Raw genomic sequence first — 25,299 nt, 5'->3', positions numbered from 1 at the left:
ATCCTGGCTGAGTGAAGAGAGGAACCAGTGGACCAAGAGACATCCCTTGCCCTGAAGGCTTTTACCGCGCGCTACTGCGATGCCTGGCATGAGACCCACAATAGCTGGCCGCAGAGCGAGGCGCTGTATGGCGTGCCGTCGCCCTGCGTCATCTCCTCGCTTGAAGACCGGGTGATCTGGCAGCCCCAACCTTTTGATGCAGAAGAGAATGTAAACGCTGTTGAACGGGCATTAGATATTGTGATACAACCTGCAGTTCACAGCTTTTATTCCACACAGTTTGCCGGTGATATGCTGGCACGATTCGAGAACGAGACGCTGACGCTCCTGCAAACCTGGAGTGCGGACGATTTCCTGCGTGTTCAGGAGAATCTCATTGGGCATTTGGTAACGCAAAAGCGATTAAAGCTGCCACCCACGCTCTTTATCGCCACGCTCGATAGCGAACTGGATGTCATCTCGATCTGTAACTTAACCGGCGAGGTGGTGAAAGAGACGCTCGGTACCCGCCATCGCACCGTGCTTGCCCCATCGGTAGCGCTATTCCTCCAGCGGCTTGAGCCGGTCATGTAATCCAATCCTCTATTACGCGTGTGAGACATCTCTTACAAGCTTGTAAGATATTGCCATTTTGTTAAAAAATATTTTTAAGATGTAAAATCGATAAAGCAATTTTAAATCAGTAATTTACCAAAAAATGCGCGACATTTAACGCAAATTAATCCGTACTAAAGTCTTATGGCATGCTTGCAAGACGAAGCGGAAAGGTCGATTCTATTTGTGTCGACAGGATGTTGAACACGAAGTGAATATCAGGATGATGTCGCTTCTGACACGGGATATACCGGGACGGTATGACAGGGAAAGGCTTCAGGATGAAGTAGAGAGGACAACGCCGGAGCGCGTTAAAGGACACCTCCAGGAAGGAGAATGTGAACCGGGCAGGATATCCGGTGGATCAGGATGATTAGGAAGTCGCTTAATGGATTAAGCGTGTCGTATCGGGCGATGCGAGCAGGCAGCATGGTTTATGGATGAACAGGTCAGGAGACCGCAGGAAAAGTTTTCATGGATGAGCAGGGAGCATCAAGGTAGCCGGACTGCTGCTAAACGAACCGGGAGCACTGTTTAATTACAGTGCTCCCTTTTTTATTTCTCCCTCCGCAATGCTATTCTGCGCGCCAGTTCGATCGTCATTGAGGTTTCTATGTCTCTTCATATCAGCGTACGCGAGCAGCTGCACGCCATTGAGGCGCTGCTGCGCGAAAAAAATGTCTGGCAGGGCGTGGCGCCAGAGAGCAGCGCGTTTGCCAGCACCCAGCCATTCTGCCTGGATACGCTCACCCCGCTGGAGTGGCTGCAGTGGGTGTTGATCCCCCGTATGCACGCCCTGCTGGACAGCGGTCAGCCGCTGCCGCAGGCCTTTGCCCTTACCCCTTATTACGAGATGGCGCTCGATGCCAGCGATCCGCTGCGTGATGTCATCCTTGTGCATCTGCAACGCCTTGATACGCTCTTTGCCGGTAGCGACGCCTGATGCTGGAAATTATTTATCAGGATGAGTGGCTGGTGGCGGTGAATAAACCCTCTGGCTGGCTGGTGCACCGTAGCTGGCTCGATCGCGATGAAAAAGTGGTGGTGATGCAAACCGTGCGGGATCAGATTGGTCAGCACGTCTTTACTGCCCACCGCCTTGACCGACCCACCTCCGGCGTACTGCTGATGGGGCTCTCCAGCGAGGCGGGGCGTCTGCTCTCCCAGCAGTTTGAGCAACACCTGATCCAGAAGCGTTATCATGCGATTGTCCGCGGCTGGCTGATGGATGCCGCGACGCTGGACTACCCGCTGGTAGAGGAGCTGGATAAGATCGCCGATAAGTTTTCCCGGACTGACAAAGAGCCACAGCCGGCGGTCACCCGCTACCGCGGGCTAGCCACCGTCGAGCTGCCGGTTGCCATCAGCAAGTTTCCGACCACCCGCTACGGGCTGGTAGAGCTGGATCCGCAAACCGGACGCAAGCACCAGCTGCGCCGTCACCTTACTCACCTGCGCCATCCGATTATTGGCGACAGCAAGCATGGCGATCTACGCCAGAACCGCAGCGCGGCGGCGCACTTTGGCCTGAACCGGCTCATGCTACACGCCAGCGAGCTCTCCCTGACCCATCCCTTTACCGGCGAGCCGTTAACTCTGCGCGCCGGGCTGGACGACGTCTGGATGCAGGCGTTAACCCAGTTTGGCTGGCGCGGCCTTCTCCCGATGAATGAAAGGGTTGAGTTTGTGCCGGACAGCGGCCAGGATGAAACCAGGCAGTTAGCAACCAGGGAGTGAAAAATGGCAGAGATTGGTATTTTTGTTGGCACCATGTATGGCAACTCATTGCTGGTGGCCGAAGAGGCGGAGACGCTGCTGACCGGGCAGGGGCATAAGGTTAAGGTCTTTGAGGATGGGACGTTAGCGGACTGGGCCCATTACCAGGACAAAACCGTGCTGGTGGTCACCTCCACGACGGGGCAGGGCGATCTGCCGGATAACATCGCGCCGCTCTACGCGGCGATCCGCGATTCGCTTGGCTTCCAGCCCAACCTGCGCTACGGCGTGATTGCGCTGGGGGACAGCACCTACTCCCACTTCTGCGGCGGCGGGAAACGGTTTGCCGAGCTGCTTGCAGACCAGCAGGCGCAGCGCGTCGGTGAGGTGCTGCTCATTGACGCCAGCGAACACCCTGAGCCTGAGACGGAGTCGAACCCGTGGGTTGAGCAGTGGGGAACCCTGCTAGTATAAATTCTCTTTAGCCCTCCCTGCCGCGGAGGGCTAGCACCCTCTTTTCCTCTCGTTTACCCCCGACGCTTTTCAATTCCGTGAAGTACCCCCCACTGGTTTGGGCCTATGCCCCAAAGCAGAACTATAAGCATCCTGAATGTTGTGTGCTTGCACGGTGAGCAGATTCTGGCCACTTCATATACTTTTCTCGCCAGTTATTAAAACGCAGCCCGCAGGGGAGTAACGAACCGCTGCACAGAGACTGCAATAAAACACCAGTACGTCATTCTGATACCCCTACAGGTTGTGCTTTTCAGAATGAATGTAGCTCAACGCTATAATTCAGGAGTGCAATAATGAGTTCATTAAGCCACGCAGCGAGCAGCGCCGAAAAGCGCACTAACGCTCGCTACTGGATAGTGGTGATGCTGTTTATCGTCACATCCTTCAACTATGGTGACCGCGCGACGCTGTCCATTGCCGGCTCTGAAATGGCAAAAGATATCGGTCTTGATGCTGTTGGCATGGGGTATGTTTTCTCTGCATTTTCATGGGCCTATGTTATCGGCCAAATCCCAGGCGGCTGGCTGCTTGACCGCTTCGGTTCAAAACGCGTCTACTTCTGGTCTATCTTCATCTGGTCACTGTTTACCCTGCTGCAGGGCTTCGTTGATATTTTCAGCGGCTTCGGCATCATTGTTGCGCTCTTTACCCTGCGCTTCCTGGTGGGCTTAGCGGAAGCGCCCTCTTTCCCTGGCAACAGTCGCATCGTGGCGGCCTGGTTCCCGGCGCAGGAGAGGGGCACGGCGGTTGCGATCTTTAACTCCGCCCAGTACTTTGCCACCGTTATCTTCGCCCCGATTATGGGCTGGCTGACCCACGAGGTGGGCTGGTCGCACGTCTTCTTCTTCATGGGCGGACTCGGCATTATCATCAGCTTTATCTGGCTGAAAGTGATCCATGAGCCGAATCAGCATCCAGGCGTGAATAAGAAAGAGCTGGAGTACATTGCCGAAGGCGGCGGGCTAATCAACATGGATCAACCCGGTACAAAAATAAAAGTACCGTTCAGCGTCAAGTGGGCGCAAATCAAACAGCTGCTCAACTCGCGCATGATGATCGGGGTCTATATCGGCCAGTACTGCATTAACGCCCTGACCTACTTCTTTATCACCTGGTTCCCGGTCTACCTGGTGCAGGCGCGCGGCATGTCAATTCTGAAAGCGGGCTTTGTCGCCTCTATCCCGGCTATCTGCGGCTTTGCCGGTGGCGTGCTGGGCGGCATTATCTCCGACTGGCTGATGCGCCGTACGGGCTCGCTGAACATCGCCCGTAAAACACCTATCGTGCTCGGTATGCTGCTGTCGATGGTGATGGTGTTCTGTAACTACGTCGACGCAGAGTGGATGATCATCGGCTTTATGGCGATGGCCTTCTTCGGCAAAGGCATCGGCGCGCTGGGCTGGGCCGTAATGGCCGACACCGCACCGAAAGAGATCAGCGGCCTCTCCGGCGGCCTGTTCAACATGTTCGGTAACATCTCCGGGATCGTTACCCCGATCGCCATCGGCTATATCGTGGGCACTACCGGATCCTTTAACGGCGCGCTGATCTACGTGGGTGTTCATGCCCTGATCGCGGTCCTCAGCTATCTGGTGCTGGTGGGCGATATCAAACGTGTCGAACTGAAACCTGTGACAGGACACTAACGATGAGTATGCACTCCAGCCCCGTTATTACCGATATGAAAGTGATCCCGGTCGCCGGCTACGACAGTATGCTGATGAATATCGGCGGGGCACATAACGCTTACTTCACCCGCAATATCGTGGTGCTGACCGACAACGCCGGGAACACCGGCGTTGGAGAAGCGCCCGGCGGCGAAGTGATCCTGAAGACGCTGACCGATGCGATCCCAATGGTTATCGGCCAGCAGGTTGCCCGCTTAAACCAGGTGGTTCAGCGGGTGCACAAAGGCAACCAGGCGGCTGACTTTGACACCTTCGGCAAAGGTGCCTGGACCTTTGAGCTGCGGGTGAATGCGGTAGCGGCCCTGGAGGCCGCGCTGCTCGACCTGCTGGGTAAAACGCTTGGGGTGCCGGTCTGCGAGCTGCTGGGGCCAGGCAAACAGCGCGATGCCGTAACGGTGCTCGGCTACCTGTTCTACGTCGGCGACCGGCAAAAGACCGATTTGCCGTATCTCGTCAAAACCGAGGGCAACCACGACTGGTATCATCTTCGTCATCAGGAGGCGATGAACAGCGAGGCGGTGGTGCGCCTGGCGGAGGCGTCACAGGATCGCTACGGCTTCAAAGATTTCAAACTGAAAGGTGGCGTGCTGCCGGGCGAGCAGGAGATTGACACCGCCCGCGCGCTGAAAAAGCGCTTCCCGGACGCCCGCATCACCGTCGACCCTAACGGCGCATGGCTGCTGGATGAGGCCATTGAACTCTGTAAAGGGCTGAACGATGTCCTGACCTACGCGGAAGATCCGTGCGGTGCAGAGCAGGGCTTCTCTGGCCGGGAGGTGATGGCGGAGTTCCGTCGCGCAACCGGTCTGCCGGTGGCAACCAATATGATCGCCACCAACTGGCGTGAGATGGGCCACGCGGTGATGCTCAACGCGGTGGATATACCGCTGGCGGATCCGCATTTCTGGACCCTCTCCGGCGCGGTACGTGTGGCGCAGCTGTGCGACGACTGGGGTCTGACGTGGGGCTGCCACTCCAATAACCACTTTGATATCTCACTGGCGATGTTTACCCATGTCGCTGCCGCCGCGCCGGGTAATCCGACCGCCATTGATACCCACTGGATCTGGCAAGAGGGCGAGGCACGGCTGACTACGCAGCCGCTGGAGATTAAGCACGGCCAGATTGCCGTGCCGGACGCGCCAGGCCTTGGCGTGGAGCTGGACTGGGACCAGGTACAGAAAGCCCACGAGCTGTACAAGACGCTTCCGGGCGGGGCGCGTAATGACGCGGGCCCGATGCAGTATCTGATCCCCGGCTGGACGTTCGATCGCAAACGCCCCGTCTTTGGTCGACACTAAATTTGTTAGAGAAAGGATTAAACGATGAGCAATCAATTTTCTACCCCGGTCGTCACGTCCATGCAGGTGATCCCGGTTGCGGGCCACGACAGCATGCTGATGAACCTGAGCGGCGCGCACGCGCCGTTCTTCACCCGTAACATCGTTATCATCAAAGACAACTCGGGTCATACCGGCGTGGGCGAGATCCCGGGCGGCGAGAAGATCCGCCAGACGCTGGAAGATGCCGCCGCGCTGGTGGTCGGCAAAACCGTTGGCGAGTACAAAAACATTCTGACCGCCGTACGTAACCAGTTTGCCGACCGCGACTCGGCGGGCCGTGGCCTGCAAACCTTTGACCTGCGTACGACCATTCACGTGGTGACCGGGATCGAAGCCGCGATGCTGGACCTGCTGGGTCAGCACCTGGGCGTCAACGTGGCGACCCTGCTCGGCGACGGTCAGCAGCGCAGTGAAGTAGAGATGCTCGGCTACCTGTTCTTCGTCGGCAACGCCAAAGCGACGCCGCTGCCGTACCAGAGCCAGCCGGATGACCCATGCGACTGGTACCGCGTGCGTCATGAAGAGGCGATGACCCCGGACCGCGTGGTGCGTCTGGCCGAAGCGGCCTATGAGAAATACGGCTTTAACGATTTCAAACTTAAAGGCGGCGTGCTGGCGGGCGATGAGGAGGCCGAGTCCATCGTGGCGCTGGCGAAACGCTTCCCGCAGGCGCGCGTGACCCTCGACCCCAACGGCGCGTGGTCGCTGGCCGAGGCCATCAGCATCGGTAAGTACCTGAAGGGCGTGCTGGCCTATGCGGAAGATCCGTGTGGCGCAGAGCAGGGCTTCTCTGGCCGTGAGGTGATGGCCGAGTTCCGCCGCGCCACCGGTCTGCCGACCGCCACCAACATGATCGCCACCGACTGGCGGCAGATGGGCCATACGCTCTCCCTGCAGTCCGTGGATATCCCGCTGGCGGATCCGCACTTCTGGACCATGCAGGGCTCCGTGCGCGTGGCGCAGATGTGCCACGAGTTTGGCCTGACCTGGGGCTCGCACTCCAACAACCACTTTGACATTTCACTGGCGATGTTCACCCACGTGGCTGCCGCCGCACCGGGTAAAGTCACCGCTATCGATACCCACTGGATCTGGCAGGAGGGCAACCAGCGCCTGACCAAAGCGCCGTTTGAGATCAAAGGCGGGATGGTGCAGGTGCCGAGCACGCCGGGTCTGGGCGTCGAGCTGGATATGGACCAGGTGATGAAGGCGCACGAGCTGTACCAGAAGCACGGTCTCGGCGCGCGTGACGATGCCATGGGCATGCAGTACCTGATCCCTGGCTGGACGTTTGATAACAAACGTCCGTGCATGGTGCGTTAATGCAGAGGCCGGTCCCGGCGGGATCGGCCTGCTCCCTGTTTTTCCGGCTGTAGGGTTTAGGCAATCACTCTGCGTAAGGACGGCTTATGAAAATTGTTATCGCACCGGACTCCTATAAAGAGAGTTTGAGCGCCCTTGATGTCGCCACCGCCATAGAGCAGGGCTTTCGTGAGATCTTTCCCCAGGCGGAGTACATCAAACTGCCGGTAGCGGATGGCGGTGAAGGCACGGTTGAAGCGATGGTCGCCGCCACTCAGGGGCGGATCGTCGAGGTTACCGTTACCGGCCCGCTTGGCACTCAGGTTGAGGGCTTCTATGGCCTCTCCGGCGACGAGCAGAGCGCATTTATTGAGATGGCGGCGGCCAGCGGCCTTGAGCTGGTCTTACCCGAACAGCGTAATCCGCTGATCACCACCTCGTGGGGAACGGGGGAGCTGATCCGTCATGCGCTGGACGCAGGCGTGAAGCATATCATTATTGGCATCGGCGGTAGCGCCACCAACGACGGCGGCGCAGGCATGGTGCAGGCGCTGGGGGCAAAGCTGCTGGATAGCGAAGGCAACCCCCTCGGGCAGGGCGGCGGCGCGCTGGAGACGCTGGCGCGGATCGACATCAGCGAGCTGGACAGGCGGCTCCACGACTGCCGTATTGAGGTTGCCTGCGACGTGACCAATCCCCTGACCGGCAAAGAGGGCGCAACGGCGATCTTCGGGCCGCAGAAAGGGGCAACGCCGGAGATGATTACCCGCCTTGATGCGGCGCTGGCGCACTATGCCGAGCTGATCAAGCGCGATCTCGATCTCGACGTGCTGGATCTTGCCGGGGGCGGGGCTGCGGGTGGCATGGGCGCGGCGCTGTTTGCGTTCTGCGGTGCTGAGCTGCGGCAGGGCATTGAGATTGTCACCGACGCGCTGCATCTCGATCGCTATGTCGCCGAAGCGGATCTGGTGATCACCGGCGAGGGGCGGATCGATAGCCAGACCGTGCACGGTAAAGTTCCCGTGGGTGTGGCAAAGGTAGCGAGGCGCTACAACAAGCCGGTGATCGGCATCGCTGGCAGCCTGACGGCAGACGTCGGCGTGGTGCACGAGCATGGGATCGACGCGGTATTCAGCGTGATCTACGGCATCTGCACCCTGGACGACGCCCTGAAAAATGCGGCGGAAAACGTGCGCATGACGGCCCGCAATGTGGCAGCGGTGTTGAAAGCGGGCCAGGCATTGCGTTAATCGAACCGTAGGCCGGGCAAACGCAGCGCCGCCCGGCGTGACGGATCTTATCAGCTAATCCACCTGCGCGCTTCCCGCGCCACGTTATCCATCTCATCCAGCAGCTCCAGAAACTCCGGCTCCAGATCCTCCGCAGGCATGCCGCTGCGCAAGTGGTGTTCGATCAGATGACACAGCCGCTTGAGGCGCGGTACGCCGCTGTAGCCGCAGCTGCCGTGCAGCTTGTGAATCGCCTCGAGTAAATCTTCGGGCGCTTCTCCCACCAACTGCTCTTCAACCTTATTGCGGATCTCCGGCAGGAAAGCGATCAGCATCTGTAGCATCTCCCGCGCCAGATCGGGTTTATTTGCCGACTGGCGCAGGGCCAGCTGCCAGTCCAGGGAGACCTCAGGATCCTGCGGTGCCTCTATCGGCTCCGGCTCCGGCGGGGTTAGCCACTGGCTGACCCCAGGGCCGGGAAGGTAGCGCAGCAGCAGGCTGTGGAGCTTCTCTTCATCTATGGGCTTTGCCAGATAGCCGCTCATCCCCGCGTTCAGCAGCTTCTCTTTTTGCCCGGCCATGGCGTGGGCCGTTACAGCGATCACCGGCGTCTGCTGCTGGTGCGGCAGCTGGCGAATGGTTTCGCTGGCGCGAATCCCGTCGATATCGGGCATCTGAATATCCATCAGGATCAGATCGAACTGCATCTGCTTCGCACAGTCGATCGCGCTATGACCGCTGTCGCACAGCTGGACATACTGGACCTGATCCTCAAGCAGCGCCCCGATAAGCTTCAGGTTGGCCGGGTTGTCATCCACCGCCATGACGCTCATTGGCAGCTTGCGGTCGTCGTTAAGCACCTGCTCACGAGGACGATTAAGGCGGCAGTACTCGGTCAGGGCAGGCAGCAGGCGGGTGGAGGTAAGCGGTTTTAACAGGCACGCGGCGGCACCCTCCTGCTTGAGCTGCTCGGCGTTGATCTGCACGTGACACGGCAGCGCCAGCAGCAGGAAATCGGTCATGGAGGCGGCCTTTGCCAGCCTTTCGTGCTGCATGGTGAGCGGCTCGCGCAGGGTCACCGGCACCGCCAGCAGCAGGATATCGTAGCGCGCCTCAGGCAGGGCAGAGAAGGTCGGGCTGTAGATCACCTCCAGCGGGGTTGCCTGGAGCAGATCCAGCGTACTCTGGGCGGCGGCGGCGTTTGGCTCAACGTAGGCCAGCCGCTTGCCGGCGAGGCAGTCGGTCGGCAATCCTTCGCTGCTGACGTTAGGGTTAAGATCGAGGTTGATGTGGAACCAGAACGTCGAACCCCGCCCTGGCTGGCTGTGGAAGGAGATATCGCCCCCCATCTCGTTGACCAGCTTCTGGGTGATCACCAGCCCCAGCCCGGTTCCGCCGTGCCGCCGGGAGATGCTGGCATCCGCCTGGCGAAACGCCTGGAAGAGCCGGGACTGATCGCGCTCGGGAATGCCGATCCCGGTATCGCGGATCTGCATCTCGATCTGCACCTTGTTGTTGCTCAGGGCGCGTTTCTCTACCAGCACGTCAATATTGCCGTTTTCGGTAAACTTGATGGCGTTGCCGACCAGGTTGGTAATCACCTGTTGCAGGCGCAGCGGATCGCCAATCACATTATCTGGCACGTCGTTTTTGACGTTGAGCGTCAGCTCCAGCCCTTTATCATGGGCGGAGTGGGCGAGCAGGGTAACCACCTCGTCGAGGGCGTTACGCAGCGGGAAGGGAATGCTCTCCAGGATCAGCTTGCCAGCCTCCAGCTTGGAGAAGTCCAGCACGTCGTTAATGATGGTAAGCAGGTTATCGGCCGAGCGCTCAATGGTATGCAGATGATCGCGCTGGGTCGGCGTCAGCTCAGATTTCAGCGTCAGCCGGGTAAAGCCAATCACGCCGTTAAGCGGGGTGCGCAACTCGTGGGACATATTGGCCAAAAATTCGGACTTGATGCGGGCGGCTTCCTGGGCGCGCTTCTTCGCCAGGTCCAGCTCGACGTTCTGGATCTCCATCTGCTCAAGGGTTTCACGCAGATCCGATGTTGCCTGATCGATGTTGTGCTGCATCTCCTCATGGTAGGCCGCCAGCGACATCGCCATTGAGTTGATGCCGTTTTTCAGCATATCCAGCTCGCCCAGCATAAAGCCCTCAACGCGGCTATCCAGCTGGCCCCGACGGATGCGGTCAACCGTATTGACCATGTTACGGATAGGCCCGGTGACGTCGCGCATCAGCCGCCAGCCAAAGATCAGCGCGAGCCCCATGCAGAAGAACATCATCATGGCAGCGATAAAGATCTCTTTATACTGCTGTAAACGCACGGAGCGGAGATCCAGCTCCAGCGCGACGTAGCCCAGCATATTACTGGATGCTTTCACATCCGGTGTGGCGGGCTCGTCGGGTGAATAGCCCTCAGAGACAATGGGCGTGCGCAGGATCATCAGATCGCCATGGCGCGTAACGCTCAGCAGCCGAGGGAAGGCTGCGCCGTCCGGGAGCTTTAACGTTTTGGGATCGAGTTGAAAATTTGAGGTCACGAACAGCCGGTTATTGTCATCGTAGACGGAGATGGCACGCACGATGTCGGAGTGGCGGCGGTGCAGAATGCTGATCAGCTGGCCGATAGAGTCGCGATTCTGCAGGTTCATACCGTATTCACTCGCCACCGCCAGCGGCTCGATAATGCTCGCCCCCGCATCCTCAAGCTGCTGCTGTAAGTCATTGTAGCGGTGGACAACAAAGAAAACGCTAAGCAGTAAACCGATCAGAACGGTTGGCGCTAAGATTAAAATCATCATTCGCGCCCGCAGGCTGTAGTTGGTCATGGAGTTCCGTTATGGGACAATTAGAGTCATTATGTTTGATTGAGAAAAATCCCGGCAATGGCGCAATTCTACTCTGCAAAACGGCGCGTGACGACGCGTGAGATCATAACCGTAACAGTAAACGACCTGGATCCCTTTGGCCAGGGCGTTGCACGTCACAACGGCAAAGCGCTGTTTATCCCCGGACTGCTGCCCGGCGAGCGCGGCGAAGTTACCCTGACTGAAGATAAACGTCAGTTCGCGCGCGGGGCGGTGAAGCGTCGGCTGAACGACAGCCCGGATCGCGAAACGCCGCCGTGCCCGCATTTTGGCGTCTGCGGCGGCTGCCAGCAGCAGCATGCCAGCGTGGCACTGCAGCAGCGCAGCAAAAGCCATGCGCTGGCGCGTCTGATGAAGCACGAGGTAGACGACATCATCGCCGCCGAGCCGTGGGGCTACCGGCGGCGGGCGCGGCTGAGCCTGAACTATCAGCCGAAAACGCAAACGCTGGAGATGGGTTTTCGCAAAGCCAGCGCCAGCGAGATCGTCAACGTGGTGCGTTGCCCGGTGCTGGCGCCCCCTCTTGAGGCAGCGATCCCTTCGCTACGTGAATGCTTACAGAGCCTGGAGGCGGTACGCCATCTCGGCCACGTTGAGCTGGTGCTGGCCGATAACGGCCCGCTGATGGTCTTGCGTCATACGGCACCCCTTCCGGCCGCCGATCGCGAAAAACTGGAACGCTTTTCGCATTCTCACGGCGTTGCGCTGTTTCTTGCTCCGGAAAGCGCCATACTGGAGCAGGTATCCGGTGAGTTGCCCTGGTACACCTCTGACGGACTACGCCTGACCTTTAGCCCGCGTGATTTCATTCAGGTTAATGATAAAGTGAACCAGCAGATGGTAGATCGGGCGCTGGCGTGGCTGGATATTCAGCCGGACGATCGGGTGCTGGATCTCTTCTGCGGCATGGGCAACTTTACCCTGCCGCTGGCTAAACGCGCCGCCAGCGTCGTGGGCGTAGAGGGGGTGGCTGCGCTGGTGGCGAAGGCGCAGGAGAACGCGCAGCAGAATGGGTTGCAGAACGTGACCTTCTTCCATGAGAACCTGGAAGATGACGTCACAAAACAGCCCTGGGCGCAGCACGGTTTCACAAAAGTGCTGCTCGACCCGGCGCGCGCGGGCGCAGCAGGCGTGATGCAGCACGTGCTAAAACTATCCCCAAAAAAGGTGGTCTACGTGTCATGCAACCCCGCGACGCTTGCCCGAGACAGCGAAGCATTATTAAATGCGGGCTACACTATGTCGCACCTTGCGATGCTGGATATGTTCCCGCACACCGGGCATCTGGAATCGATGGTGTTGTTTGAGCACAATTGATTAACTCTGGCTTGCCGAATTCGGCAGGCTTCGTCCCGGAAAGGAGAGGACAATGGTTGCGGTAAGAAGTGCACATCTTAATCGAGCGGGTGAATTCGATTCGAAAAAATGGATCGCAAGTCTGGGCATCTCCAGTCAGCCGTCGTGTGAGCGCTTAGCCGAAACCTGGGCGTACTGCCTGCAACATACTCAGGACCACCCTGATGCCGAGCTGCTGCTGTGGCGCGGCGTCGAGATGGTGGAAATCCTCTCCATGCTCAGTATGGATCTCGACACGCTGCAGGCCGCGCTACTCTTCCCGCTGGCGGATGCCGAAGTAGTGAGCGAAGCGGTGCTGCGCGAAAGCGTTAGCAAGTCCGTCGTGGCGCTGATCTACGGCGTGCGTGATATGGCGGCGATCCGCCAGCTCAAGGCCACGCATACCGACGCCGTCTCCTCTGAACAGGTCGATAACGTTCGCCGCATGCTGCTGGCCATGGTGGATGATTTCCGCTGCGTGGTCATCAAGCTCGCCGAGCGCGTCGCACACCTGCGAGAGGTGAAGGACGCTCCGGAAGACGAACGCGTGCTGGCGGCCAAAGAGTGCACCAACATCTACGCCCCGCTGGCAAACCGGTTGGGCATCGGCCAGCTGAAGTGGGAGCTGGAAGACTACTGCTTCCGCTATCTGCATCCGGACGAGTACAAGCGTATCGCCAGGCTGCTGCACGAGCGGCGCATCGATCGTGAACGCTATATTGATGAATTCGTCGGTCACCTGCGCGCTGAAATGAAGCGCGAGGGGGTGAAGGCCGAAGTCTATGGTCGGCCTAAGCATATCTACAGCATCTGGCGCAAAATGCAGAAAAAGCATCTCGCCTTTGACGAACTGTTTGACGTGCGGGCGGTGCGTATCGTCGCCGAGCGCCTGCAGGACTGCTACGCCGCGCTGGGGATTGTCCATACCCACCATCGTCACCTGCCGGACGAGTTCGACGACTACGTCGCCAACCCGAAGCCGAACGGCTATCAGTCGATCCACACCGTGGTACTGGGGCCGAGCGGCAAAACCGTTGAGATCCAGATCCGCACTAAACAGATGCATGAGGATGCGGAGCTGGGCGTTGCCGCGCACTGGAAATACAAAGAGGGCACAACGGCGACAAGCGCGCATAACAGCCATGAGGATCGCATCGCCTGGCTGCGGAAGCTGATTGCCTGGCAGGAGGAGATGGCAGACTCCGGCGAAATGCTTGATGAGGTGCGCAGCCAGGTCTTTGACGATCGTGTCTATGTCTTTACCCCGAAAGGCGACGTCGTGGATCTGCCCGCTGGCTCGACGCCGCTTGATTTCGCCTACCATATCCACAGCGACGTCGGTCACCGCTGCATCGGGGCCAAGATCAGCGGGCGTATCGTGCCCTTTACCTATCAGCTGCAGATGGGCGATCAGATTGAGATCATCACCCAGAAGCAGCCGAACCCGAGCCGCGACTGGCTGAACCCAAACCTTGGCTACGTCACCACCAGCCGCGGACGCTCGAAGATCCACGCCTGGTTCCGCAAGCAGGATCGTGACAAGAACATTCTTGCCGGACGCCAGATCCTTGACGATGAGCTCGCGCACCTGGGCATCAGCCTGAAAGAGGCAGAGAAGCTTCTGCTGCCGCGCTACAACTTCAATGAAATGGAGGAGCTGCTGGCGGCCATCGGCGGAGGCGATATTCGCCTTAACCAGATGGTGAACTTCCTGCAGTCGCACTTTAACAAGCCCAGCGCCGAAGAGCAGGATGCCGCCGCGCTGAAGCAGCTGCAGCAGAAATCCTATGCGCCGCAGGGGCGCAACGGCAAAGACGATGGTCGGGTGGTAGTTGAGGGCGTCGGTAATCTGATGCACCACATCGCCCGCTGCTGCCAGCCCATTCCGGGCGATGAGATTGTCGGCTTTATCACCCAGGGGCGCGGGATCTCCATTCACCGCGCCGACTGCGACCAGCTGACGGATCTGCAATCCCACGCGCCGGAGCGCATCGTCGATGCGGTATGGGGCGAGAGCTACTCGGCGGGCTACTCGCTGGTGGTGCGCGTCACCGCCAACGATCGCAGCGGCCTGCTGCGCGACATCACCACTATTCTCGCTAACGAGAAGGTGAACGTGCTTGGCGTTGCCAGCCGGAGCGATACCCGGCAGCAGCTGGCCACTATTGATATGAATATCGAAATCTACAACCTGCAGGTGCTGGGACGCGTGCTTGGCAAGCTCAACCAGGTGCCAGACGTGATTGACGCCCGTCGGCTGCACGGCGGTTAACCGCATACGCTGCTATTTTCCCCGGTGGCGCGTTGCCTGCCGGGGCTACGCTCTATCGTAGGCCGGGTAAACGTTAGCGCTACCCGGCGTTTTATTCAGGAAATCATATGAATCAAATCAACCGCTTGCTGAGCATCATGCAGCGCCTGCGCGACCCGGAAACCGGCTGTCCGTGGGATAAAGAGCAGACCTTCGCCACCATCGCCCCCTATACGCTGGAAGAGACCTACGAGGTGCTCGACGCCATCGCCCGTAACGATCTTGACGATCTGCGCGGCGAGCTGGGGGATCTGCTGTTCCAGGTGGTGTTTTATGCTCAGATGGCGCAGGAGCAGGGGCATTTTGACTTCAATGACATCTGCGCGGCCATCAGCGACAAGCTTGAGCGCCGCCATCCGCATATCTTTGCCGACGCGACCGCCAGCAGCAGCAGCGAAGTGCTGGCGCGCTGGGAGGAGATCAAAACCAGCGAGCGGGCTGAAAAAGCACAGCACTCGGCGCTGGACGATATTCCCCACGCTTTTCCCGCGCTGATGCGTGCCCATAAGATCCAGAAGCGCTGCTCGGCGGTGGGCTTTGACTGGGACTCTCTCGGCCCGGTGCTGGGTAAGGTGCATGAAGAGATCGACGAGGTAATGCACGAGGCAAAACAGGCGGTCGTGGATCAGGCCAAACTGGAAGAGGAAGTGGGCGATCTGCTGTTTGCCACCGTCAATCTCTCTCGTCATTTAGGGGTAAAAGCCGAAACCGCGCTGCAAAAAGCGAACCTCAAATTTGAGCGCCGCTTCCGTGAAGTTGAGCGAATTGTCGCCGCCCGCGGTCTGACAATGACCGGCGTCGATCTCGACACTATGGAAGAAGTCTGGCAGGAGGTAAAGCGCCAGGAATCTGATCTCTAACGAGTTTTGTGAATCAAGCGTGAATAGTGTGATTTTTTAAATAACAAGCGCTTGATTTGCGTCAAAAACATTTGCCGCAAACGAGCTATTTTCTCTCTCCCCGTAGTGAGCTGAAGATGAGAAGAGGAGGGATAATGAAAGTTTGTGGCGACAGCCTGGTTCCGGTATACTACTTTCCCGTCCTGGTTATTCCATCGTCTTTTAAACCTAACTTCTCAGGTTCAGCATGACAACGAACTATATTTTTGTGACCGGCGGGGTTGTATCCTCTCTGGGTAAAGGCATTGCAGCCGCCTCCCTCGCAGCCATTCTTGAAGCCCGTGGCCTTAACGTGACCATGATGAAACTGGATCCGTATATCAACGTCGATCCGGGTACCATGAGTCCTATCCAGCACGGGGAAGTGTTCGTTACGGAAGACGGCGCTGAAACCGACCTGGATTTGGGCCACTACGAGCGTTTCATTCGTACTAAAATGACGCGCCGCAACAACTTCACCACTGGCCGTATCTATTCCGACGTACTGCGCAAAGAGCGCCGTGGCGACTACCTGGGCGCAACCGTTCAGGTTATTCCCCACATCACCAACGCCATTAAAGAGCGCATCGTTGCCGGTGGCGAAGGCCACGATGTGGTGCTGGTTGAGATCGGCGGTACCGTGGGTGATATCGAATCCCTGCCGTTCCTTGAAGCGATCCGCCAGCTGGCGGTGGATATCGGCCGTGAGCACGCGCTGTTTATGCACCTTACCCTGGTGCCGTACATGGCGGCAGCGGGCGAAGTGAAAACCAAGCCTACCCAGCACTCTGTTAAAGAACTGCTCTCTATCGGTATTCAGCCAGATATCCTGGTTTGCCGTTCCGATCGTGCCGTTCCTGCTAACGAACGTGCGAAAATTGCATTGTTCTGTAACGTGCCGGAAAAGGCCGTTATTTCAATGAAAGACGTCGATTCGATTTATAAAATTCCAGGCCTGTTGAAATCACAGGGGCTGGACGATTATATTTGTAAACGATTCAGCTTGACCTGTCCGGAAGCTAACCTGAGCGAATGGGAACAGGTTATCTACGAAGAGGCGAATCCGTCAGGTGAAGTCACCATCGGTATGGTCGGCAAGTATATTGAGCTGCCGGATGCCTACAAATCGGTGATTGAAGCGCTGAAGCATGGCGGCCTGAAAAACCGTGTTACCGTCAACATCAAATTGATCGATTCGCAAGATGTTGAAACACGTGGTGTAGAAATCTTGAAGGATTTGGATGCTATCCTGATCCCTGGTGGTTTCGGCTACCGTGGCGTAGAAGGCAAAATCGCCACCGCGCGCTATGCGCGTGAACACAATATTCCATATCTGGGTATCTGCCTGGGTATGCAGGTTGCGCTGATCGAGTTTGCGCGCAACGTGGCGGGGATGGACAACGCTAACTCAACGGAATTTGTGCCAGACTGTAAGTTCCCGGTTGTGGCTCTCATTACCGAATGGCGTGACGAAGAGGGCAACGTCGAAGTGCGCTCTGAGAAGAGCGACCTGGGCGGCACGATGCGTCTTGGTGCGCAGCAGTGCCAGCTTGATGACGATAGCCTGGTGCGTCAGATGTACGGTTCGTCGACTATCGTTGAACGTCATCGTCACCGCTATGAAGTTAACAACATGCTGTTGAAACAAATTGAAGCTGCGGGTCTGCGTGTTGCAGGCCGTTCCGGCGATGATCAGTTGGTCGAGATCATCGAGGTGCCAAACCATCCGTGGTTTGTTGCCTGTCAGTTCCACCCGGAATTTACTTCAACGCCGCGCGACGGGCATCCGCTGTTCTCAGGCTTTGTGAAAGCCGCCAGCGAGCACCAGAAACGTCAGGCGAAGTAAGAGTTAGAGCGACAACGCGTACTTAAGGTACGCGTTGTTTGTCTGGAGTTTTAATTAAACTTGTACTGAGGAAATCCTAATGTCCAAAATCGTTAAAGTCATCGGTCGTGAAATCATCGACTCCCGTGGTAACCCGACTGTTGAAGCCGAAGTACACCTGGAAGGTGGTTTCGTCGGTATGGCTGCTGCCCCGTCAGGTGCTTCTACTGGTTCCCGCGAAGCGCTGGAACTGCGCGATGGCGACAAATCCCGTTTCATGGGTAAAGGCGTGACCAAAGCCGTTGGCGCGGTTAACGGCCCGATTGCTCAGGCTATCCTTGGCAAAGACGCTAAAGATCAGGCTGGCATCGACCAGATCATGATCGACCTGGACGGTACTGAGAACAAATCTAACTTCGGTGCTAACGCAATTCTGGCTGTTTCCCTGGCGAACGCCAAAGCTGCCGCTGCCTCTAAAGGCCTGCCGCTGTATGCGCACATCGCTGAACTGAACGGCACCCCGGGCAAATACTCTATGCCGGTTCCGATGATGAACATCATCAACGGTGGCGAGCACGCTGACAACAACGTAGACATTCAGGAATTTATGATTCAGCCGGTTGGCGCGAAATCCCTGAAAGAAGCTGTACGTATGGGTTCAGAAGTGTTCCACAACCTGGCGAAAGTGCTGAAATCTAAAGGCATGAACACCGCTGTGGGCGACGAAGGTGGCTATGCGCCGAACCTGGGTTCCAACGCCGAAGCACTGGCTGTTATCGCTGAAGCGGTAAAAGCAGCAGGCTACGAGCTGGGTACCGACATCACTCTGGCGATGGACTGTGCAGCCTCTGAGTTCTACAAAGATGGCAAATACGTTCTGGCTGGCGAAGGCAACAAAGCGTTCACCTCTGAAGAGTTCACCCACTTCCTGGAAGATCTGACCAAACAGTATCCGATCGTTTCCATCGAAGATGGCCTGGACGAGTCTGACTGGACTGGCTTTGCTTACCAGACCAAAGTGCTGGGCGACAAAATCCAGCTGGTTGGCGACGATCTGTTCGTAACCAACACCAAGATCCTGAAAGAAGGCATCGAGAAAGGCATCGTTAACTCCATCCTGATCAAATTCAACCAGATCGGTTCTCTGACCGAAACCCTGGCTGCGATCAAAATGGCGAAAGACGCTGGCTACACTGCGGTAATCTCTCACCGCTCTGGCGAAACTGAAGATGCAACCATCGCTGACCTGGCTGTGGGCACCGCTGCTGGCCAGATCAAAACCGGTTCCATGAGCCGTTCTGACCGCGTTGCTAAGTACAACCAGCTGATTCGTATCGAAGAAGCGCTGGGTGAGCAAGCACCGTACAACGGTCGTAAAGAGATCAAAGGCCAGGCATAATCGCCTGACTTTTCACTCTTAAGAGAAAACCCGCTTCGGCGGGTTTTTTTATTGCTGCAATAGCGCAGCTGCTGCACATGACCTGAGGGCAGGGATCTGCGATACTTACCTTTTACAGCCAAACAGAGATGAGTATGCAGTACCCGATTAATGAGATGTTCCAGACCTTGCAAGGCGAGGGTTACTTTACCGGCGTTCCCGCTATTTTTATCCGTCTGCAGGGGTGCCCGGTAGGCTGTGCCTGGTGCGATACCAAGCACACCTGGGATAAGCTCGCCGATCGAGAGGTGTCCCTCTACAGCGTGCTGGCAAAAACCAAAGAGAGCGATAAGTGGGGCCCGGCAAGCAGTGAAGATCTGCTGGCCATCATTGAGCGTCAGGGCTATACCGCCCGCCACGTGGTGATCACCGGCGGCGAACCCTGCATTCACGATCTGATCCCGCTGACGATGCTGCTGGAGAAAAACGGCTTTAGCTGCCAGATCGAAACCAGCGGCACCCACGAGGTGCGCACCTCGACCAATACCTGGGTAACGGTTTCACCGAAGGTGAATATGCGCGGCGGGTATGACATTCTCCAGCAGGCGCTGGATCGTGCGGATGAGATCAAGCACCCGGTTGGCCGGATGCGTGACGTTGAGGCGCTGGATGAACTGCTGGCGACGCTGCACGACGACAAGCCGCGGGTGATTGCGCTTCAGCCGATTAGCCAGAAAGAGGATGCGACGCGTCTGTGCATTGAAACCTGCATCGCTCGCAACTGGCGTCTGTCGATGCAGACGCATAAATACCTGAATATTGCTTGATAATCGCTATGCCCGGTGGCGCTTCGCTTACCGGGCCTACGTTAACCGCACCGCGACTTCTCACTCTCCGCGATAGACACAGCCCGCCGTACAGGTCTCTTTGATTGTCACTGCGCTCAGCAGCGGCACAAGCGGCTTCATCTCTTCCCAGATCCACTTCGCCAGCACTTCGCTAGTTGGGTTCTCCAGGCCAGGAATATCGTTCAGATAGTAGTGATCCAGCCGGTCGTAGGTTGGCTTAAACGCCGCCTTTAGCTCGGAAAAGTCCATGATCCAACCCGTATGGGGATCGACGTCACCGGTAATTTCCAGGCGCACCATAAACGAGTGGCCATGCAGGCGACCACATTTGTGGCCTTCGGGCACGTGGGGCAGACGGTGAGCAGCTTCGAAGATGAAATCTTTAAATAACGTGGTAGACATGATGAATTCTCAGACAGGCAAAAACCGCCGCATACTACCGGAATTGACCTTTTTTGGCATTAACTAAAACAGGCAAAAGCGGTAAAGCCTGCCCTACAGTCATAAAATTGCCATTTTATCTTTATATATCAGTAGTTTAATTAACCTGTTTTACTGTTAATAACTATGACTAAAAGCGGTTAGCGTTTTTAGTTATTTGTTATTTCCATCCCTTCTTTAATTGTTATTATTCACGCCGTTAACCTTACACTCTGTTCTGTTTTTACGCTTTTTTATTCGCTTTGCTTACTGGAACATAACGACGCATGACGACACAGGCCCCACCTTCCGCTTTGCTTCCGCTGAACCCGGAGCAGCTGGCGCGCCTTCAGGCAGCCACCACCGATTTAACACCGACCCAGCTCGCCTGGGTTTCCGGCTATTTCTGGGGCGTGCTTAATCAGCAGCCTGGCGCAGCAGCGATGGCGGCAGCGCCGGCTCCGGCGGCAGAGACGCCGACGATCACGCTGCTCAGCGCGTCGCAAACCGGTAACGCGCGTCGCGTCGCAGAAGCACTGCGTGACGATCTGCTGGCGGCGAAGCTCAACGTCAACCTGGTCAACGCTGGCGACTATAAATTCAAACAAATTGCCAATGAAAAGCTGCTGGTTGTGGTTGCTTCGACCCAGGGGGAAGGGGAGCCACCGGAAGAAGCGGTCGCCCTGCACAAGTTCCTGTTCTCGAAAAAAGCGCCGAAGCTTAACGGCAGTGCCTTTGCCGTGTTCGGCCTGGGCGATACCTCCTACGAATTCTTCTGCCAGTGCGGTAAAGATTTTGACAGCAAGCTGGCGGAGCTGGGTGCCGAGCGCCTGCTGGATCGCGTGGATGCCGACGTTGAGTATCAGACGGCGGCCAGCGAGTGGCGGGCCCGCATCGTTGAGATCCTCAAGGCCCGCGTGCCCACCGAAAGCCCGGCCCTGGCGGCAGTGACCGCCACCGGCGTGGTCAACGAGGTCTTCTCCAGCCCCTATACTAAAGAGGAGCCGCTGGTTGCCACGCTCGCCGTGAACCAGAAGATCACCGGCCGTGATTCCGAGAAAGATGTGCGCCATATCGAGATCGATCTGGGCGACTCCGGTCTGCGCTACCAGCCGGGCGATGCGCTGGGCGTGTGGTATCAGAACGATCCGGCGCTGGTGCGCGAGCTGGTTGAGCTGCTGTGGCTGAAAGGCGACGAGCCGGTCACCGTGGATGGCAAAACGCTGCCGCTCTCTGAAGCGCTGGAGTGGCATTTTGAGCTGACGGTCAACACCGCCAGCATCGTTGAGAACTACGCCAGGCTGAGCCGCAGTGAAACCCTGCTGCCGATGGTGGGCGACAAAGCTCGACTTCAGCACTACGCCGCGACGACGCCGATCGTCGACATGGTGCGCTTCTCCGCTGCCCAGCTGGATGCTGAGGCGCTGATTGGCCTGCTGCGTCCTCTGACCCCGCGCCTCTACTCCATCGCCTCATCCCAGGCGGAAGTCGAGAGCGAAGTGCACGTTACCGTTGGCGTGGTGCGCTATGACGTTGAAGGCCGCGCCCGCACCGGCGGCGCATCAGGCTTCCTCGCCGATCGTGTCGAAGAGGACGGTGAGATCCGCGTGTTCATTGAGCACAACGACAACTTCCGTCTGCCTGCAAACCCAGAGACGCCGGTGATCATGATCGGCCCAGGCACCGGTATCGCCCCGTTCCGCGCCTTTATGCAGCAGCGTGCGGCCGATGAGGCGCCGGGTAAAAACTGGCTGATTTTTGGTAATCCGCACTTTACCGAAGACTTCCTGTACCAGGTGGAGTGGCAGCGCTACGTCAAAGAGGGCGTGCTGAACCGCATCGATCTGGCCTGGTCCCGTGACCAGAAAGAGAAAATATACGTACAAGATAAGCTGCGCGAGCAGGGCGCAGAGCTGTGGCGCTGGATCAACGAAGGCGCGCATATTTATGTCTGCGGCGACGCGACGCGCATGGCGCGCGACGTTGAGCAGGCTTTACTGGAAGTGATTGCCGAGTTCGGTGGCATGGATACCGAAACGGCTGACGAATATTTAAGTGAGCTGCGCGTAGAGCGCCGTTATCAGCGAGATGTCTACTAATGAGCGATAAACACCCTGGTCCGCTGGTGGTCGAAGGTAAACTGACCGACGCCGAGCGTATGAAACGTGAGAGCAACTACCTGCGCGGTACGATTGCGGAAGATCTGAACGACGGGCTTACCGGCGGTTTTAAAGGTGACAACTTTCTGCTGATCCGCTTCCACGGTATGTATCAGCAGGACGATCGTGATATTCGTGCCGAACGCGCCGAGCAGAAGCTGGAGCCGCGCCATGCCATGATGCTGCGCTGCCGTCTGCCGGGGGGGATCATTACCCCGGCGCAGTGGCAGGCTATCGATAAGTTTGCCGAAGAGAAGACCATTTACGGCAGTATTCGTCTGACCAACCGCCAGACTTTCCAGTATCACGGTATTCTGAAGAAGAACGTTAAGCCTGCCCATCAGATGCTGCATGAAGTGGGTCTGGACGCGCTGGCGACCGCCAACGACATGAACCGTAACGTGCTCTGCACCTCTAACCCGATTGAGTCGGAGCTGCATGCGGAGGCCTACGAGTGGGCGAAGAAGCTCTCTGAGCACCTGCTGCCACGCACCCGCGCCTATGCTGAGATCTGGCACGACGCGGAGAAGGTGGCGACCACCGATGAAGAGCCGATCCTCGGGCAGACCTATCTGCCGCGTAAGTTCAAAACCACGGTAGTGATCCCGCCGCAGAACGACGTTGATCTACACGCCAACGACATGAACTTTATCGCCATCGCCGAGCACGGCAAGCTGATCGGCTTTAACCTGCTGGTGGGCGGTGGCCTCTCAATCGAGCACGGTAACAAAAAAACCTACGCCCGTACCGCGAGCGAGTTTGGTTTCCTGCCGCTGGAGCACACCCTGGCGGTGGCAGAGGCGGTAGTGACGACCCAGCGCGACTGGGGCAACCGTACCGATCGTAAAAATGCCAAGACCAAATACACCCTTGAGCGCGTGGGCGTTGAGACCTTTAAAGCGGAAGTTGAGCGCCGGGCTGGCATGAAATTCGAGCCGGTTCGTCCGTACGAATTCACGGGTCGCGGGGATCGTATCGGCTGGGTGAAAGGTATCGATAACAGGTGGCACCTGACGCTGTTTATTGAAAACGGCCGTATCCTTGATTACCCGGATCGTCCGCTGAAGACCGGCCTGCTGGAGATCGCGAAGATCCACAAGGGCGATTTCCGTCTGACCGCGAACCAGAACCTGATCGTCGCGGGCGTGCCGGAAGGCGAAAAGGCGAAGATTGAAAAGCTGGCCCGCTCCCATGGTCTGATGGATGCGGTGAAACCGCAGCGTGAGAACTCCATGGCCTGCGTCGCCTTCCCGACCTGTCCGCTGGCGATGGCGGAAGCGGAGCGTTTCCTGCCGAGCTTTGTTGATAAAGTCGAAGCGATTATGGAGAAGCACGGCGTTGGTGACGATCATATCGTCATGCGCGTCACCGGCTGTCCGAACGGCTGTGGCCGTGCGCTGCTGGCGGAGATGGGCCTGGTGGGTAAAGCGCCGGGACGCTATAACCTGCACCTTGGCGGCAACCGCATGGGCACGCGTATTCCGCGCATGTACCGTGAGAATATCACCGAGTCAGAGATCCTCGACTCTATCGACGTGCTGGTAGGCCGCTGGTCGAAAGAGCGCGAAGCAGATGAAGGTTTCGGCGACTTCACCGTCCGGACGGGGATCATCCGCCCTGTGCTGGATCCGGCGCGGGATTTCTGGGAGTAACGAGGTCATGCCCGGTGGCGCTTCGCTTACCGGGCCTACAAAACAGTAGGTCGGGCAAACGTCGTGCCGCCCGGCGTAACAGGCAAACGAGGTTCTTATGTCCGTACTCGATCTAAACGCCCTTAATGAGCTGCCAAAGGTTGAACGCATTCTGGCGCTGGCAGAGACCAATGGCCAGCTGGAAAAACTGAGCGCGGAAGAGCGCGTCGTCTGGTCGTTAGAGAACCTGCCCGGCGAGTATGTGCTCTCCTCAAGCTTTGGTATCCAGGCGGCGGTCAGCCTGCATCTGGTGAATCAGATCAGCCCGGATATTCCGGTGATCCTGACCGATACCGGCTACCTGTTCCCGGAGACCTACCAGTTCATTGATGAGCTGGCAGACAAGCTTAAGCTGAATTTGAAGATCTACCGTGCGGAGCAGAGTCCGGCGTGGCAGGAAGCACGCTACGGCAAGCTGTGGGAGCAGGGCGTGGAAGGCATTGAGAAGTACAATGAGATCAACAAGGTCGAGCCGATGAACCGCGCCCTGAAAGAGCTGAAGGCGCAGACGTGGTTTGCAGGCCTGCGCCGGGAGCAGTCCGGCAGCCGCGCCACGCTGCCGGTGCTGGCCGTTCAGCGCGGCGTGTTCAAGGTGCTGCCGATCATCGACTGGGACAACCGTACCGTTTACCAGTACCTGCAGAAGCACGGGCTGAAGTACCACCCGCTGTGGGACCAGGGCTATCTCTCGGTGGGCGATACGCACACCACCCGCAAATGGGAGCCGGGCATGGCAGAGGAAGAGACCCGCTTCTTCGGCCTCAAGCGCGAATGCGGGCTGCACGAAGGGTGATATAACGCACCGGACGAAAAATGCTGACTTTCGAGTCGGCATTTTTTTTGGATATTTTGTGCGGAGAGCGGGGGAAGATCGATTTGAGATAGGGCTATGGTTGGGTGGGGCGGTAGAATTGACTTGGTTATAGTAAGGCTCTGTCTTTCTATTTTAAAATCAATAGATTAGCAATATGAGATTGTTGTTTTATCGTGGGTAATAAGTTGGTAGATTGTTAAGTGCTAAAAAACTCTTTAAAAACATATTCATGTATTTAGAGAGTTCCCCGCGCCAGCGGGGATAAACCGGGCCAGGAGTTTGGCCATGCTGGCTGCGATGAGAGTTCCCCGCACGTCACGGGTGAAATGCTAACCGTGCGTAACAATCACCTACACCATGATTGATGGCAGTGATTATT

Annotated in this window: 19 protein-coding genes; 17 read left to right on the top strand and 2 right to left on the bottom strand. The window is 57.6% G+C overall.

Features of this window, described 5'->3' with window-relative positions; genetic code table 11:
• Positions 1–27 precede the first annotated feature (27 nt).
• The 8 genes from syd to NR795_RS12690 all read left to right on the top strand — a co-directional run bounded on the left by syd (position 28) and on the right by NR795_RS12690 (position 8,409).
• Positions 28–573, top strand: a complete 546-nt coding sequence (gene syd / locus NR795_RS12725) for a SecY-interacting protein (protein ID WP_144817731.1) — start codon at positions 28–30, stop codon at positions 571–573.
• Positions 574–1,207: 634 nt separating this feature from the next.
• A complete protein-coding gene (locus tag NR795_RS12720; protein ID WP_257758430.1) occupies positions 1,208–1,537 on the top strand; it encodes a YqcC family protein in 330 nt (109 codons plus the stop codon).
• Positions 1,537–2,331, top strand: coding sequence for a tRNA pseudouridine(65) synthase TruC (gene truC / locus NR795_RS12715; protein WP_257758429.1), 795 nt, complete (start codon positions 1,537–1,539; stop codon positions 2,329–2,331). The genes NR795_RS12720 and truC overlap by 1 nt, the downstream gene beginning before the upstream one ends.
• A gap of 3 nt (positions 2,332–2,334) precedes the next feature.
• Positions 2,335–2,784: a flavodoxin gene (locus NR795_RS12710; RefSeq protein ID WP_257758428.1), complete on the top strand. Its 450-nt coding sequence runs from the start codon at positions 2,335–2,337 to the stop codon at positions 2,782–2,784.
• 335 nt (positions 2,785–3,119) lie between these two features.
• Positions 3,120–4,472: a galactarate/glucarate/glycerate transporter GudP gene (gene gudP / locus NR795_RS12705; RefSeq protein ID WP_144817735.1), complete on the top strand. Its 1,353-nt coding sequence runs from the start codon at positions 3,120–3,122 to the stop codon at positions 4,470–4,472.
• Positions 4,473–4,474: 2 nt separating this feature from the next.
• The gene (locus tag NR795_RS12700; protein WP_257758427.1) at positions 4,475–5,815 is read left to right on the top strand and encodes a glucarate dehydratase family protein; all 1,341 of its coding nucleotides are present in this window, start codon (positions 4,475–4,477) and stop codon (positions 5,813–5,815) included.
• Between the two features lie 24 nt (positions 5,816–5,839).
• Complete coding sequence (gene gudD / locus NR795_RS12695) at positions 5,840–7,180, top strand: glucarate dehydratase (protein WP_257758426.1); 1,341 nt, start codon at positions 5,840–5,842, stop codon at positions 7,178–7,180.
• Between the two features lie 86 nt (positions 7,181–7,266).
• Positions 7,267–8,409 carry a glycerate kinase gene (locus tag NR795_RS12690; RefSeq protein ID WP_257758425.1) on the top strand — a complete coding sequence of 381 codons (1,143 nt, stop codon included), beginning with the start codon at positions 7,267–7,269 and terminating at the stop codon, positions 8,407–8,409.
• Positions 8,410–8,459: 50 nt separating this feature from the next.
• Here NR795_RS12690 and barA read toward each other — a convergent pair whose 3' ends face one another.
• Positions 8,460–11,222, bottom strand: a complete 2,763-nt coding sequence (barA, locus tag NR795_RS12685) for a two-component sensor histidine kinase BarA (protein ID WP_257758424.1) — start codon at positions 11,220–11,222, stop codon at positions 8,460–8,462.
• 57 nt (positions 11,223–11,279) lie between these two features.
• Between barA and rlmD the strand changes: the two genes are divergently transcribed.
• The 6 genes from rlmD (at position 11,280) to queE (ending at position 19,815) form a co-directional block, all read left to right on the top strand.
• Complete coding sequence (gene rlmD / locus NR795_RS12680) at positions 11,280–12,578, top strand: 23S rRNA (uracil(1939)-C(5))-methyltransferase RlmD (RefSeq protein WP_257758423.1); 1,299 nt, start codon at positions 11,280–11,282, stop codon at positions 12,576–12,578.
• Positions 12,579–12,630: 52 nt separating this feature from the next.
• Positions 12,631–14,868, top strand: a complete 2,238-nt coding sequence (gene relA / locus NR795_RS12675) for a GTP diphosphokinase (protein ID WP_144817741.1) — start codon at positions 12,631–12,633, stop codon at positions 14,866–14,868.
• Between the two features lie 107 nt (positions 14,869–14,975).
• Positions 14,976–15,767, top strand: a complete 792-nt coding sequence (mazG, locus tag NR795_RS12670; RefSeq protein ID WP_144817742.1) for a nucleoside triphosphate pyrophosphohydrolase — start codon at positions 14,976–14,978, stop codon at positions 15,765–15,767.
• Positions 15,768–15,993: 226 nt separating this feature from the next.
• A complete protein-coding gene (pyrG, locus tag NR795_RS12665; protein WP_144817743.1) occupies positions 15,994–17,631 on the top strand; it encodes a glutamine hydrolyzing CTP synthase in 1,638 nt (545 codons plus the stop codon).
• Between the two features lie 79 nt (positions 17,632–17,710).
• Positions 17,711–19,009 carry a phosphopyruvate hydratase gene (gene eno / locus NR795_RS12660; protein ID WP_144817744.1) on the top strand — a complete coding sequence of 433 codons (1,299 nt, stop codon included), beginning with the start codon at positions 17,711–17,713 and terminating at the stop codon, positions 19,007–19,009.
• Between the two features lie 134 nt (positions 19,010–19,143).
• Positions 19,144–19,815 carry a 7-carboxy-7-deazaguanine synthase QueE gene (gene queE / locus NR795_RS12655; protein ID WP_042387845.1) on the top strand — a complete coding sequence of 224 codons (672 nt, stop codon included), beginning with the start codon at positions 19,144–19,146 and terminating at the stop codon, positions 19,813–19,815.
• 60 nt (positions 19,816–19,875) lie between these two features.
• Here queE and queD read toward each other — a convergent pair whose 3' ends face one another.
• Complete coding sequence (gene queD / locus NR795_RS12650) at positions 19,876–20,238, bottom strand: 6-carboxytetrahydropterin synthase QueD (protein WP_154058438.1); 363 nt, start codon at positions 20,236–20,238, stop codon at positions 19,876–19,878.
• Positions 20,239–20,543: 305 nt separating this feature from the next.
• Between queD and cysJ the strand changes: the two genes are divergently transcribed.
• From cysJ to cysH, 3 genes are all read left to right on the top strand, one after another.
• Positions 20,544–22,355, top strand: a complete 1,812-nt coding sequence (cysJ, locus tag NR795_RS12645; RefSeq protein ID WP_257758422.1) for an NADPH-dependent assimilatory sulfite reductase flavoprotein subunit — start codon at positions 20,544–20,546, stop codon at positions 22,353–22,355.
• Positions 22,355–24,067 (top strand): assimilatory sulfite reductase (NADPH) hemoprotein subunit, encoded by a 1,713-nt coding sequence (gene cysI / locus NR795_RS12640; protein ID WP_257758421.1) that lies wholly within the window; start codon positions 22,355–22,357, stop codon positions 24,065–24,067. The genes cysJ and cysI overlap by 1 nt, the downstream gene beginning before the upstream one ends.
• Positions 24,068–24,164: 97 nt before the next feature.
• Positions 24,165–24,899, top strand: coding sequence for a phosphoadenosine phosphosulfate reductase (cysH, locus tag NR795_RS12635; RefSeq protein WP_144817747.1), 735 nt, complete (start codon positions 24,165–24,167; stop codon positions 24,897–24,899).
• Positions 24,900–25,299 lie beyond the last annotated feature (400 nt).

Origin of the sequence: Pseudescherichia sp. L3 (genome assembly GCF_024656065.1) — a bacterium.
Taxonomy (GTDB): domain Bacteria; phylum Pseudomonadota; class Gammaproteobacteria; order Enterobacterales; family Enterobacteriaceae; genus Pseudescherichia.
The sequence above is the reverse complement of the archived record's forward strand: the minus strand, read 5'-3'. Positions and strand labels throughout refer to the sequence as shown.

Bases quoted from the DNA above. Each gene is read 5' to 3' on its own strand.
- NR795_RS12700 (WP_257758427.1), top strand. From the start codon at position 4,475: ATGAGTATGCACTCCAGCCCCGTTATTACCGATATGAAAGTGATCCCG.
- queD (WP_154058438.1), bottom strand. From the start codon at position 20,238: ATGTCTACCACGTTATTTAAAGATTTCATCTTCGAAGCTGCTCACCGT.
- pyrG (WP_144817743.1), top strand. From the start codon at position 15,994: ATGACAACGAACTATATTTTTGTGACCGGCGGGGTTGTATCCTCTCTG.
- rlmD (WP_257758423.1), top strand. From the start codon at position 11,280: ATGGCGCAATTCTACTCTGCAAAACGGCGCGTGACGACGCGTGAGATC.
- truC (WP_257758429.1), top strand. From the start codon at position 1,537: ATGCTGGAAATTATTTATCAGGATGAGTGGCTGGTGGCGGTGAATAAA.
- mazG (WP_144817742.1), top strand. From the start codon at position 14,976: ATGAATCAAATCAACCGCTTGCTGAGCATCATGCAGCGCCTGCGCGAC.
- queE (WP_042387845.1), top strand. From the start codon at position 19,144: ATGCAGTACCCGATTAATGAGATGTTCCAGACCTTGCAAGGCGAGGGT.
- cysH (WP_144817747.1), top strand. From the start codon at position 24,165: ATGTCCGTACTCGATCTAAACGCCCTTAATGAGCTGCCAAAGGTTGAA.
- NR795_RS12710 (WP_257758428.1), top strand. From the start codon at position 2,335: ATGGCAGAGATTGGTATTTTTGTTGGCACCATGTATGGCAACTCATTG.
- gudD (WP_257758426.1), top strand. From the start codon at position 5,840: ATGAGCAATCAATTTTCTACCCCGGTCGTCACGTCCATGCAGGTGATC.
- eno (WP_144817744.1), top strand. From the start codon at position 17,711: ATGTCCAAAATCGTTAAAGTCATCGGTCGTGAAATCATCGACTCCCGT.
- gudP (WP_144817735.1), top strand. From the start codon at position 3,120: ATGAGTTCATTAAGCCACGCAGCGAGCAGCGCCGAAAAGCGCACTAAC.
- NR795_RS12690 (WP_257758425.1), top strand. From the start codon at position 7,267: ATGAAAATTGTTATCGCACCGGACTCCTATAAAGAGAGTTTGAGCGCC.
- cysI (WP_257758421.1), top strand. From the start codon at position 22,355: ATGAGCGATAAACACCCTGGTCCGCTGGTGGTCGAAGGTAAACTGACC.
- relA (WP_144817741.1), top strand. From the start codon at position 12,631: ATGGTTGCGGTAAGAAGTGCACATCTTAATCGAGCGGGTGAATTCGAT.
- barA (WP_257758424.1), bottom strand. From the start codon at position 11,222: ATGACCAACTACAGCCTGCGGGCGCGAATGATGATTTTAATCTTAGCG.
- cysJ (WP_257758422.1), top strand. From the start codon at position 20,544: ATGACGACACAGGCCCCACCTTCCGCTTTGCTTCCGCTGAACCCGGAG.
- NR795_RS12720 (WP_257758430.1), top strand. From the start codon at position 1,208: ATGTCTCTTCATATCAGCGTACGCGAGCAGCTGCACGCCATTGAGGCG.